Origin of the sequence: Sediminicoccus sp. BL-A-41-H5 (assembly GCF_050632405.1) — a bacterium.
Taxonomy (GTDB): Bacteria; Pseudomonadota; Alphaproteobacteria; order Acetobacterales; family Acetobacteraceae; genus Roseococcus.
Genome location: NZ_CP192601.1, coordinates 4,169,394 through 4,181,746 on the forward strand (window position 1 = coordinate 4,169,394; position 12,353 = coordinate 4,181,746).

The window sequence follows — 12,353 nt, forward strand, 5'->3', positions numbered from 1 at the left end:
GGCGGCTCACAGCAGCGGCAGCAGCTTCTTCATCGCACTCGGCAGGCTGCGTGCTGCCTGCTCCATCGGCACGCCCTCGGGCAGCGCCGGCACGCGCGCCAGCATCACCCGCATGGTCAGCTCGCGATGGGTGAAGCCATGCTGCGCGACACCCGGCCGCGCCTCCCAGGCGAGGCCAGGGCGGGGGGCATGGGCCAGGGCCTCGGCCTCGCCCCAGGGTTCGGCGCGCCAGGGCGTGCCGGGCAGGGCCAGCATGCCGCCAAGCAGCCCGCTCTCCGGCCTCCGTTCCAGCAGGATGCGGCCCTTGGCATCGAGCAGGGCGAAATGCACGCCATGCAGCGCGGTGCGTGCGGCTTTCGGCGATTTGCGCGGCAGTTCCGCCGCGATGCCGCGCGCCGCCGCCCGGCAATCCGCCCGCCAGGGGCAGAGCACGCAGGCCGGGCTGCGCGGCGTGCAGATGGTGGCCCCGAGGTCGAACAGCGCCTGGGCGAAATCGCCGGGGCGGGCGCGCATCTCGGGCTGGGCGGTGAAGCCGTCGGCAAGGCGCCCCAGTTCGGGCTTGGCCGAGGGCAGGGGGGTCTCGATGGCGAAGAGGCGCGCCACCACCCGCTCCACATTGCCGTCCAGCGGCACCAGCGGCTCGCCCAGCGCGATGGCGCCGATGGCCGACGCCGTATAGGGTCCGATGCCCGGCAGGGCGCGCCAGCCGGCGGAATCCGCCGGGAAGCCGCCCGCCGCCACGATGGCGCGCGCCGCCGCATGCAGGTTCCGGGCGCGGGCGTAGTAGCCGAGGCCCGCCCATTCCTCGGCAAGTTCGGACCAATCCGCCGCCGCCAGCGCCGCCACATCGGGGAAGCGGGCCAGGAAGCGATCATAGCGCGGGCCGACGGCCGCGACCGTCGTCTGTTGGAGCATGACCTCGCTCACCCAGATGCGGTAAGGATCGGGCGCCGTCTCGCGCCAGGCGAGGCGACGGGCCGCGCGGTCATACCAGGCGAGCAGTTCGGCGGCGGAGGGATGCATCATTGGCCAAGTCAGAGACGCCGACCCCGTTCGTGTCCAGGGGGGGCCTCCAGGAGCTGGGGGCGCTGGTACCGCGCCTGACGCGCCCCGCCTTCCGCAAGCGCAGCCCGGACGCGGCGCAGATCCTGGCGGATTGGCCCCAGGTGGTGGGCCCCGAGATCGCCCGCATGGCCGAGCCCGTGCGGATCTCGGCCGGCACGCTGACGCTGGCCTGCACCGGGCCGGCCGCGATGGAACTCGGCATGGGGGCGCCGGCGCTGATCCAGCGGATCAACGCGCATCTGGGACGGATCGCGGTCCGCAAGCTCGCCTTCGTGCAGCGTGCGCCGCGGGTGGAGGCCGCCCGGCCGAAGCGCCCCCCGCCCGGCCCCCTGCCGCCGCGTGTCGAGAAGAGCCTGGACGCGGTGCCGGGGGAGGAATTGCGGATGGCGCTGGAGCGCCTCGCCCAGGGGGTCTTCGCCCGCAAGCCCTGAAGGTGGACATCCCGCCCCCCCTGCGCCATCTCTAGGGGCATGGAACAGAGCCGGAGGCAGGCCATGCAGATCACCCGCCGCAACGTCGGATTGATGGGTTTCGGGATCACCCTCGGCGCACCGGGCCTCGCGCTGGCCCAGGGGCCGGCCGCGCCGGCCGATGCGCGCCTCGGCGTCCGCAGCACCGGCCAGGCGACGGCGCCGGTCACGGTCATCGAGTTCTTCTCGCTCACCTGCGGCCATTGCGCGGCCTTCCACAACCAGGTCTGGCCGCGCGTGAAGACCGAGCTGGTGAATACCGGGCGCATGCGCATGGTCTGGCGCGATTTCCCGCTGGACGGCGTGGCACTCGCCGCCGCCGCCATCGCCCGCGCCCTGCCCGAGGACCGTTACGAGGCCTTCATCGGCACGCTCTTCCAGACGCAGGATCGCTGGGCCTTCGCCCAGGGGCGCCAGATCGACGAATTGGCCCGCATCGCAGCACTCGCCGGCATGGACCGCGCCCGCTTCGACGCCGTGCTGGCCGATGAGGCGCTGCGGCGGGGGATCCTGGAGCAGCGCATGGCGGCCGAGCGCGAATTCCAGATCCGCGCCACGCCCTCCTTCGCCTTCAACGGCCGCCTGCACAGCGGCAACCTGCCCTTCGAGCAATTCGCCCGTCTGGTGCAGGACGCGCCGAAGACGTGACGGAGGATACGCCGGAGCCCTCCGGCGAACTTCCCGCGCCCCGCCGGTTGTCCGCCACCCTGACCGGGTTGCGGGTGGCCGGCTTCAAGAGCTTCGCCGAGCCCGTGCAGGTCCCCGTCCTGCCCGGGCTCACAGGCATCGTGGGCCCCAATGGCTGCGGCAAGTCCAACGTCGTCGAGGCGCTGCGCTGGGCGATGGGCGAAAGCTCGGCCCGGTCCCTGCGCGGCGGCGAGATGGATGACATCATCTTCGCCGGTACCGCGACCCGCCCGGCCCGCAACCTGGCCGAGGTGGTGCTGAGCCTGGAGGATGCGGAAGGCGTGGCCCCCGCGCCGATGGACCAGGCGGCGGAACTGGAAGTCATCCGCCGGATCGAGCGCGGCTCGGGCAGCCATTACCGGATCAATGGGCGCGAGGTGCGCGCGCGCGACGTGCAGACCATGTTCGCCGACCTCGCCAGCGGCCCGCGCGCCTCGGGCATGGTGAGCCAGGGGCGCGTCGCGACCCTGATCGGCGCCAAGCCCGAGGAACGCCGCTCGGTGCTGGAGGAGGCGGCCGGCATCGCCGGGCTGCGCGCCCGCCGGCACGAGGCGGAGCTCAAGCTGCGCCAGGCCGAGACCAATCTCGCGCGCAGCGAGGACCTGCTGGCGCAGCTCAACATCCAGCAGGAGGCTTTGCGCAAGCAGGCGCGGCAGGCCAACCGCTACCGGAATTTGTCAGGGCTTGTGCGCGAGGCGGAGGGCGATTGGTTCGCCATCCTCGTGGCGCGGGCCGAGGCCGCGATCGAGGCGGCGCGTGAGAATCAGTCGGGCCGCGCCCAGGCGCTGCAACATGCCGAGGCCGCGGCGGAGGAGGCGGTGCGCCTGCATGCCGCGGCCCTCTCCGCCATCGAGACGCCCCGCGCCGAGGAGGGCGTGGCCCGCACGCTGCTGGAACGCCGCCGCGTCGAGGCCGAGAACATCGCCGCCGAAGCCGGCCGCGCCGCCGAGGCGCTGGCGGAGGCCGAGGCCGCACTCGCCCAGTTGCTCGCCGATCTGGAGGACGCCACGGGCGTGGAGCGCGATGCCCGCGCCGCCGAGACCCGCGCCCAGCGCGAGGCGGCGGGCCTTGCCTCGGCCGAGGCGCAGCTTCCCGCCCGGATCGAGGCGGCGGAGGCCGAGGCGGCCGGGCTGGAGGGCGAACTCGCCGCCGCGGAGGCCGCCAATGAGGCTGCGACGGAGGCGGCCGCCTCGCTCGCCGCGCGGGCCAATCAGTTGGCGGCGGAACTCGCCTTCAGCGACCAGCGGGCGCGGCGCCTGTCCGAGCAGCTCGCCCAGATGGTCAGCCAACGTGCCACCGCCGAGGCGCAATCCGTGCCGCAATCGGCGCTGGATGCGGCGGATGCGGCGCTCACCGCCGCCGAGGCCGCGCTGGAGGAGGCCCGCACCGGCTTCGAGACCGCCGAGCGCGCCCGCGCCGAGGCCGAGCGTCGCGCCAATGCCGCGCGTGACGCCGCCCGCGCCGCCGAGATCGAGCGCGGGGCCGCCGAACGCGCCCGCAACGCTGCCAGCCAGCGCCTGCAATCCGCCCGCCAGCGCGAGGAGGCGGCCCGCCGCGCGGCCCCGCCCATGCCGGACGCGAACCTCCTGCCCGCCGCGCGCGAGGCCGCCGCCGCCGCCGAAGCGGCACTCCGCGAGGCCGAGACGCGCCTCGCCGCCGCCCGCACCGCCCGCGAGGAAGCCGCGCGCGAGGCCGCCGCCGCCCGCGCCGCCGAGGCCGCGGCCCAATCCGCCGAATCCCGCCTGAAGGCCGAGCTGGGCGGTCTGCGCGCCGCCGCCGGCGATGCCACCGGCGAGGCGGAGCCCATCGCGCGCACGCTCACCATCCCCGATGGGCTGGAGGCGGCGCTGGGTGCCGCCCTGGGCGAGGGGCTGGAGGGCGGGCGCGGCTCCGGCGCCAACCGTTTCTGGCGCGCCCTGCCGCCTTTGGAGGCCGCGCCGCCCCTGCCGGAGGGCGCTCAAGCCCTGGCCGGGCTGGTCGGCGCGCCGACCGAACTGGCGCGGGCCCTCTCGCAGATCGGCCTCGTCGAGGATGGCGCGGCGCTTCAGGCGGCCTTGCGTCCCGGCCAGGCGCTGGTGGCGCGCTCCGGCGCGCTGTGGCGTTGGGATGGCTATGTGCTGGCGCCCGGCGCCTCGAAGGCCGGCGCCGCGCGGCTGCAGAATCTCGCGCGGCTGCGCCAGGCCGAGGCGCGGCTGGCCGAGGCCGCGCCCGCCGCCCGCGCGGCCGAACAGGCCCGCGCCGCCGCCGCCGCCGCCGAGACCCGCGCCCAGGCGGCCGAGGAACAGGCCCGCAGCGCCCGCAACGCGGCCGAGCCCGCCCATTCCCGCGCCCAGGCCCGCGCCACCGAACTCGCCGCCCAATTCGCCGCCGCCGAACGGCGCCTCGCCGAATACACCGCGCAGACCCAGCGCCTCGCGGAGGAGGCGGCCGAGGCCCAGGCCGCGCTGACCGAGGCCGAGGCCCTGCTGGCCGCCAGCCCCGCCGTCACCGGCTTCGCGGCCGAGGCCGAGGCGGCGCGGCTGGCCCAGGCCGCCGAATCTGCCGCCCGCGAAGCCCGCCGCCAGGCCGAGGCCGCGCTGGCCCGCGCCCGTTCCGAACAGGCGGGCCTGCGCAGCCGGCACAATGCCGCCCAGGCGCAACTCGCCGCTCTCATCCCGCAGCAGGAGCGGATCGCCGCCGAATCGGCCGAGGCGGATGCCGCGCTGGCCGCCGCCCGCGCCGCCCGCCAGGCCCTGCCGGATCTGGGGGAGGCCCGCGCGCAGGTGGACCAGGCGCGGTTGGCACTCTCCGGGATTCGCGGCAAGGCCGCCGAGATGCGCGGCCGGGCTCTGGCGCTGAAGGCCGAGCGCGAGGGCCTCGCGACACGCCGCGAGGCGGCATTGGCCGAGCGCGCCGCCTGGGCCCAGCGCCTGCAGGATGCCACCACGCGCCTCGCCGGCCTCGAATCGCGCCGCGCCGAGGCCTTCGCCCGGCGCGAGGCCGCGAAGGCGCTCCCCGAGCGCGTGGCCGGGGCCGCCGCCGACGCCGCCCGCCGTCTGGAAGCGGCCGAGGCCGCCCATGCGGAGGCCCGCGGGAAGCTCGACGCCGCCGAGGCCCGCGCCCGCGAGCGCGAGGAGGTCCGCCGCATGGCCGAGGCCGCCCTCGTCCAGGCGCGGGAAGCGGCGCTACGCGCCGAGGCCGCGCGGGACTCGGCGGTGCAGGCCGGCGAGGCGCTGGCTGCCCGCATCCTGGAGCGCCTGGGCGAATCGGCCGAACTGCCCGCCGCCCCCGCCGACATCTCCGACGCCGCCGAGGACCGCGCCCGCAGGCGGGCCGAGCGCCTGATCCGCGAGCGCGAGGAGGTCGGCCCCGTGAATCTCCGCGCCGAGACGGAGCTGGAGGAGCTGGAGGCCCGCATCGCCGGCATCAACCGGGACCGCGAGGAGGTGGGTTCGGCCATCGCGAAGCTGCGCGGCTCCATCGGACATCTGAACCGCGAGGCGCGGGAGCGGCTGCGCGCCATCTTCGACCAGGTGGACCGCGAGTTCCGGGCCCTGTTCAGCAAGCTCTTCGGTGGCGGGCGGGCGCACTTGGCGCTTGTGGGCAGCGAGGACCCGCTGGAGGCCGGCCTCGAGATCTATGCCGAGCCGCCGGGCAAGAAGCTCTCAGCCCTGTCTCTGCTGTCGGGCGGCGAGCAGGCGCTGACCGCGCTTTCGTTGATTTTCGCTGTCTTTCGCTGTCACCCCGCACCCGTTTGCGTGTTGGACGAGGTGGATGCGCCGCTGGACGACGCGAATGTCGAGCGCCTGTGCGACCTGCTCGACAGCATGGCGGAGACGGGGACGCGTTTTCTCATCGTCACGCACCACGCGCTGACCATGGCGCGGATGCATCGGCTGTTCGGCGTCACCATGCAGGAACGTGGCGTATCCCGCCTGCTTTCGGTGGATCTGGGCGAGGCTGTGGCGATGGCGGAAGGGTAGCTTCGGGCACGCTTTTCGGCGGGCCGCGCGCTTGACAGTCATGCTGCGCCGCCATAGAGGCAGCCTCGCCTTCCGAACGGAAACTTAAGGGAAGGAGCCATGGTGGAAAACCGGGATTCGCTGAAGCAGCGCCTCAAGGCCGCACGGGACCGCCAAGGTCTCGACAGGCCGCAGGCGGGACAAGGCGGGGGCCCGACATCCCCCTGGGGGTTTGGTCTCCGGGCCGGTGTGGAGGTCTTCTCCGCGCTGGTGGTCGGCGTGGGGCTTGGCTTCGCGCTGGACCGGTGGCTCGGCACCTGGCCCTGGCTCTTCCTGGTGTTTTTCGTGCTGGGGGCCGCCGCGGGGGTGTTGAACGTCTATCGGCTGTTCAATCCCCGGTCGGGTGCTCGCAAGGATTGACGGATTTTTTGCTGGAGGTGCGCGGTGGCCGTTGAGGGGAAAGCGATTGACGCGCTCAGCCAGTTCGATCTGGCGCCGGCGCTCGGCGCCGTCGGCCGTTCGGTCGGCTTCACGCAGTCCAACCTCTACATGCTCATCTCGGGCGCGCTCATCGTGGCGCTGATGGCCTGGGGCATGCGTCACCGCGCCGTGGTGCCCGGCCGCATGCAGAGCCTGGCGGAAAGCGCCTACGGCTTCATCGACGACATGGTGCTGGCGCAGATCGGCGAGGAAGGCCGGCGCTTCTTCCCCTTCGTCTTCACGCTCTTCATGTTCATCCTCTTCGGGAACATGCTGGGCCTCTTCCCCTACGCCTTCACCTACACCAGCCACATCAGCATGACCTTCGTCATGGCGATGATCGTCTTCGTGCTGATCACGGCGGTCGCCATCTCGCTGCATGGCAAGAAGTTCCTGGGCTATTTCTTCCCCGAGGGCGCGCCGATCTGGCTGGCGCCCATCATCATCCCGGTCGAGATCGTGTCCTACCTCTCGCGCCCGATCAGCCTGTCCATCCGTCTCTTCGCCAACATGGTGGCGGGGCACGTGATGCTGAAGGTCTTCGCCACCTTCGTGGTGATGCTGGCGGGCCTGGGCGCGGTGGGTCCGTTCATCGCCGTCATGCCGCTCGCGATCAATGTCGCGCTGGTCGGCTTCGAAGTGCTGGTCGCGTTCCTGCAGGCTTACGTGTTCGCGATCCTCACCTGCATCTACCTCCACGACGCCGTGCACCTGCACTGAGCACGGGCCGTCCCCACCTGCTTCTCAGCAAACAGAAGGATTGAGAACATGGAAGTTGCTGCCGCCAAGGCCCTCGGGGCTGGCATCGCCGTCATCGCGCTGTTCGGCGTGGGCCTCGGCATCGGGAACATCTTCTCCTCGCTGATCACCAGCGTGGCCCGGAACCCCTCCGCCCGCGACGCCGTCTTCCCGATCGGCATTCTGGGCTTCGCGCTGACGGAAGCGGTGGCGCTCTTCGCGCTGCTGATCGCCTTCCTCATCCTGTTCGCCTGAGTTCGTCGGGCGGGGCGCTGAGCGCTCCGCCCACGTTTCTCTGCATCGGGCCCTGACTTTCAGGATCCTGAGCCCCAGGACATCACCATGCCGCAGCTCGACTTTGCCAACCCATTGATGATGAGCAAGCTGGTCTGGCTGCTGATCATCTTTGGCTTTCTCTATTTCATCCTGAAGAACTACGCGCTGCCGCAGGTGGCGTCGGTTCTGGATGAGCGTGCTGCGCGCATCGCGGCCGATCTCGACGCCGCGCGCGACGCGCAGGCGGCGGGCGAGGCCGCCCTTGCCGAGATCCGGGCGGCGACCGCCGCCGCCCGCGCCGAGGCGCAGGCCGCCATCGCGGCCGCCATGCTTGAGGCGCAGACCAAGTCGGCCGCCCAGGCCGCCGAGATCAATGCCCGCCTCGCCGCCCAGGTGGCGAAGGCCGAACAACAGGTCCGCGCCGCGCGGGACCAGGCGATGGGCGCGCTGCGCGGCGTCGCCGGCGAGACGGCGACGGCCATGCTGGACCGCCTCGCCATCTCTGCCCCGGCGAATGACGTGACCGCCGCCGTGGACCGCGCCGCGACGCAAGGAGGCCGCTGAGATGTTGCAGGATCCCAAGTTCTGGGTTGCCGCCAGCTTCGTCATCTTCATCGTCCTCTTCGGCAAGATGGCCTGGAGCCGCGCGACGGCGATGCTCGACGCCCGGGGCGAGCGCATCCGTGCCGAGCTGGAGGAGGCGAGCCGCCTGCGCCATGAGGCCGAGGCCATGCTGGCCCAGGCCCAGGCCGAGCGTGAGGCCGCGACCGCCGAAGCCGCCGCCATGATCGAGCGCGCGCAGGCCGAGGCGCAGCGCCTCGCCATCGCCGCCGCCGCGGAGGCCGAGGCCGCCGCCAAGCGCCGCGAGCGCATGGCGATGGACCGGATCGCCGCCGCCGAGGCCAGCGCCGTGACCGAGGTCCGCAACGCCGCCGCCGAGATCGCGACCGCCGCCGTGCGCGACATCATCGTGGCCCGCCACGACGCCACGGCCGATGCCGCGCTGATCGACAGCGCCGTCGCCAGCCTGCCGGTGGCCTTCCGCGCCGCCTGATTTCGGCAAGACTCCCACTCGTCACGATGCCGGCACGGGGCTAGCCTCTGTCGGCATTTTTCGTTTTCGGGAGAGTTCCATGTTCCGTCCCTTCCTGGCCGCGGCGGCGCTCGCCGTCGCCCTCGGCGGCGCGCCCGCGCAGGCCAACCTGTTCCGCTGGGCCAATGATGGCGACGTCAACTCGATGGACCCCTACACCCGGTCCGAGACCTTCCTCCTCACCTTCAACGCCAACATCTACGAGCCGCTGATCCGGCGCGACCGCAACCTGCGGTTGGAAGCGGCACTCGCCGAACGCTGGGAGCAGGCCGAGCCCACCGTCTGGCGCTTTCACCTGCGCCGCAATGTCCGCTTCTCCGACGGCTCGCCCTTCACGGCGGATGACGTGATCTTCTCCATCGCCCGCGCGCGTGGGCCGGGCTCCAACATCACCTCCTACTTCGCCGCCGTCGCCGAGGTGCGGAAGGTGGATGACTTCACGGTGGACCTCGTCACCCGCGTGCCGAGCCCCATCCTGCCGGAGGAGCTCACCAGCTTCGGCATCATGAGCAAGGCCTGGCTGGAGCGCCACGGCGCGCAGCGCGTGGCCGACCTCACCTCGCGCGAGGAGAACTACGCCACCCGCAACGCCATGGGCACCGGCCCCTTCGTGCTCGTGAGCCGCGAGCCCGATCGCCGCACCGTCCTCGCCCCCAACCCGCTCTGGTGGGACACGCCGACGCACAACCTGACGCGCGTGGAGTTCAACGTCATCGCCAATGACGCGACGCGCGTCGCCGCGCTGCTGAGCGGCGAGGTGGACATGGTCTACACCGTGCCGCCGCAGGACATGGACCGCATCGGCCGCACGCCGAACATGCGCATCATCCAGGGGCCGGAACTGCGCACCATCTATCTCGGCATGGACCAGAATCGCGCCGAGCTGCTGAAGAGCGACGTGCGCGGCCGCAACCCCTTCCAGGATGCCCGCGTGCGCCGCGCCCTGTATCAGGCGATCGACGTGCAGGCGATCACGACGCGCGTGATGCGCGGCCAGGCGCGGCCGGCGGGGCAGATCTTCGGCCCGGGCGTGAACGGCTTCCTGGAGGCCAATGACACGCGCCTGCCGCTCGACCTCGAGGCCTCGCGGCGCCTGCTGGCGGAAGCGGGCTATCCCAACGGCTTCGGCGTGACACTCGATTGCCCGAATGACCGCTACGTGAATGACGAGGCGATCTGCACGGCCGTCGTCGCCATGCTGGCGCGCATCGGCGTGCGCGTGACGCTGGCGGCGCAGACCCGCGCCCGCTTCTTCGCCGAGGTGAATGCGCCGCGCTACAACACGAGCTTCTACCTGCTGGGTTGGACGCCCAACACCTATGACGCGCACAACGCGCTGTTCAACCTGGCCGGCACGCGGGATGGCACGCGCGGCGTCTTCAACAATGGCGGCTATTCCAACCCGGCCTTCGACGCGCTGGTGGACCAGATCGCCGTCGAGACCGTGCCCGCCCGCCGGCAGGAGCTGATCACCCAGGCCACGCGCCTGCTGCAGTCGGACGTGGCCTATATCCCGCTGCACCAGCAGCAGGTGGTCTGGGCGGCGCGGAACAATGTGACGCTGGTCCAGCAGGCCGATAACGGCTTCCCGCTGCGCTCGGTCCGCATCGGGAACTGAAGCCCCGCGCCCCGCGCCGCTTCGGGCGGCGCGGGTTTCCCGTTGCGTGGATTGATCAATCGCAACGCATTTTTTCGTGCCTTCCGTGCAAGATGTGGCCGAGGCCGCCCCTCGAAGGGAGGCCCGCGCCGCGTCACCGGAAGGAAGTCCCGCATGTCCCCCTCGCTCGCCCGCCTGCTCACGGCCGGGCTTTTTGTCCTTGTCCCTGGCCTGGCCCTGGCCCAGGGCCAGGCGCCCGCCCCGAGCCAGCGCCCGGCCCAGCAGGCCGCGCGCCCCGCCGCGGCGCCCCTGCCTGTCGCCCTGCCGCCCTTCTACCAGCGCGCCCAGGGCCTGACGCCGCGCGGCAAGCTGGGCGAGGTGCTGCAGCGTGAACAGGTGGCGACCGCCATCCCCAATGCCCAGGCCTGGCGCATCGCCTATGTCTCCTCCGACGTGCAGGACCGGCCGACGATCTCCACCGCTCTCGTCATCGCGCCACGCGGCGAGGTGCCGGCGCGCGGGCGGCCCATCATCTCCTGGGCGCATGGCACGACCGGCACGGCGGCCAATTGCGGCCCGTCCCAGATGTGGGACCCCGCGCAGGGGCTGAATCAGTATTTCATGCCCTCGGGCAATTCCTGGAATGACTACGGCGTGCCCGGCATCGAGACGATGATCCAGCGCGGCTACGTCGTGGTCGCGACCGACTATCAGGGGCAGGGCGGGCCGGGGGCGCACCAATACGCCGTGGCCGCCACCAATGGGCGGGATGCGATCAACGCGATCCGCGCGGCGGGCGCCATGGGCCTTGCCGGGTCGGACCGGCGCGCGATCATCTATGGCTGGTCGCAGGGTGGCGGCGCCGCGGTCGCGGCGGCGAGCCTGGGCGACTACATCGCGCGGCGCGGGACGGCCTTCGACGGCATCCAGATGCGCGGCTTCGTGGCCATGGCGCCCGAGGTCGTCTCGGCCGCCATGCCGCCGGGCGAGCTGACCGAGGCCAGCGCCGCCGCCTTCGTCCAGGGGCTGGTGAGCGGCTTCTCCTCCAACATCTTCGACTTCGCGCACATGTCCATGAGCATCTGGGGCGCGGCCAACGCCTTTCCGAACGTGCAGATGACGGACATCTTCACCGCCGATGGCGCCCGCGCGCTGGATGGGCTGATGCGGCGCAAGTGCATGCATGTGCTGAGCGACACGCTGAACTTCGCCTATGGCACGACCTACCGCTCCCTGCTCAGCGACCAGCCGACCAACCTGCTGAACTGGGCGCGCGCCTTCGTCGCCGGCAGCGTCGCGCCGGTGCGGCCGGTGGCGCCGGTGGTGATCTACTGGGGCACGCATGACACGACCGTCCCGCCCGCCATGGGGGCCGCCTATCAGCGGCAGATGTGCGGGATGGGCGGCAATGTCTCGCGCGTGCAACTGCCCGGCGCGCAGAGCCATTTCACCACGCCCGGCTCGGCGGAGCCCATGTATCTCAGCTGGATGGCTGATCGCCTGGCGGGCACCGCGGCGCCCAATGGCTGCGCCGAACTGCAATAGGTCAGCCGGCCAAGGCCCGATCAGCCAAGCTGGTCGGGCCAGCCGATGAAGAGGCCGATATCGCCCGGCATCCCGCCCGGGTAGTCCAGCACCCGGGCGCCGAAGGTGAAGCCGCCCGGGGCGAGTTCCTTCTCCCACCATTCATGCACGTGCTTCAGCACGCCGGGCAGCGTCTCCTGCCAGCCGTCCAGCCGGTTGTTGATGCGCCGCCCCTGGTCCTCGCAGAGGTCGGAGGGGAAGCGGATGAGCATCGCTTCCTTCTCCCCATTCTCGAAGGCACGGCGGATCTTGGTCAGCGCGCGCTGCTTGTCCTCTTCCGTGATCCGGTAGGTCATCAGCTTATCGGCGAAGGCCTTGAGCTCGGCCTGGTGGGCTTCGCGCGCGGCCTCCTCCTCGGCACGGCGGCGCGCCTGGGCGGCCGCCTTGGCGGCGAAGAGATCGGCGACGGAAAGAGTGGACAT

At 72.3% G+C, this 12,353-nt stretch carries 12 protein-coding genes; 10 read left to right on the plus strand and 2 right to left on the minus strand.

Annotation, left to right across the window (positions count from 1 at the left end):
• Positions 1–6: 6 nt before the first annotated feature.
• Positions 7–1,026 carry an A/G-specific adenine glycosylase gene (locus tag ACQ860_RS20430; RefSeq protein WP_431305167.1) on the minus strand — a complete coding sequence of 340 codons (1,020 nt, stop codon included), beginning with the start codon at positions 1,024–1,026 and terminating at the stop codon, positions 7–9.
• A gap of 29 nt (positions 1,027–1,055) precedes the next feature.
• Between ACQ860_RS20430 and ACQ860_RS20435 the strand changes: the two genes are divergently transcribed.
• The 10 genes from ACQ860_RS20435 (at position 1,056) to ACQ860_RS20480 (ending at position 11,892) form a co-directional block, all read left to right on the plus strand.
• Positions 1,056–1,496, plus strand: coding sequence for a DUF721 domain-containing protein (locus tag ACQ860_RS20435; protein ID WP_431305168.1), 441 nt, complete (start codon positions 1,056–1,058; stop codon positions 1,494–1,496).
• 63 nt (positions 1,497–1,559) lie between these two features.
• Positions 1,560–2,183 (plus strand): DsbA family protein, encoded by a 624-nt coding sequence (locus ACQ860_RS20440; protein WP_431305169.1) that lies wholly within the window; start codon positions 1,560–1,562, stop codon positions 2,181–2,183.
• Positions 2,180–6,184 (plus strand): chromosome segregation SMC family protein, encoded by a 4,005-nt coding sequence (locus ACQ860_RS20445; RefSeq protein ID WP_431305170.1) that lies wholly within the window; start codon positions 2,180–2,182, stop codon positions 6,182–6,184. Before ACQ860_RS20440 ends, ACQ860_RS20445 begins: the two co-directional genes overlap by 4 nt.
• Positions 6,185–6,283: 99 nt before the next feature.
• Complete coding sequence (locus tag ACQ860_RS20450; RefSeq protein WP_431305171.1) at positions 6,284–6,583, plus strand: AtpZ/AtpI family protein; 300 nt, start codon at positions 6,284–6,286, stop codon at positions 6,581–6,583.
• A gap of 24 nt (positions 6,584–6,607) precedes the next feature.
• Complete coding sequence (locus ACQ860_RS20455) at positions 6,608–7,363, plus strand: F0F1 ATP synthase subunit A (protein ID WP_431305172.1); 756 nt, start codon at positions 6,608–6,610, stop codon at positions 7,361–7,363.
• 48 nt (positions 7,364–7,411) lie between these two features.
• Positions 7,412–7,636: an ATP synthase subunit C family protein gene (locus ACQ860_RS20460; protein ID WP_213615086.1), complete on the plus strand. Its 225-nt coding sequence runs from the start codon at positions 7,412–7,414 to the stop codon at positions 7,634–7,636.
• Between the two features lie 87 nt (positions 7,637–7,723).
• Positions 7,724–8,221: a F0F1 ATP synthase subunit B' gene (locus ACQ860_RS20465; RefSeq protein WP_431305173.1), complete on the plus strand. Its 498-nt coding sequence runs from the start codon at positions 7,724–7,726 to the stop codon at positions 8,219–8,221.
• Between the two features lies 1 nt (position 8,222).
• Entirely contained in the window at positions 8,223–8,711 is a 489-nt protein-coding gene (locus tag ACQ860_RS20470) for a F0F1 ATP synthase subunit B (protein WP_431305174.1), read from the plus strand.
• 79 nt (positions 8,712–8,790) lie between these two features.
• Positions 8,791–10,368, plus strand: a complete 1,578-nt coding sequence (locus ACQ860_RS20475; protein WP_431305175.1) for an ABC transporter substrate-binding protein — start codon at positions 8,791–8,793, stop codon at positions 10,366–10,368.
• 153 nt (positions 10,369–10,521) lie between these two features.
• Positions 10,522–11,892, plus strand: a complete 1,371-nt coding sequence (locus ACQ860_RS20480; protein ID WP_431305176.1) for an alpha/beta fold hydrolase — start codon at positions 10,522–10,524, stop codon at positions 11,890–11,892.
• Positions 11,893–11,912: 20 nt separating this feature from the next.
• Here ACQ860_RS20480 and ACQ860_RS20485 read toward each other — a convergent pair whose 3' ends face one another.
• On the minus strand, positions 11,913–12,353 hold the full coding sequence (locus ACQ860_RS20485) for a hypothetical protein (RefSeq protein ID WP_431305177.1): 441 nt from the start codon (positions 12,351–12,353) through the stop codon (positions 11,913–11,915).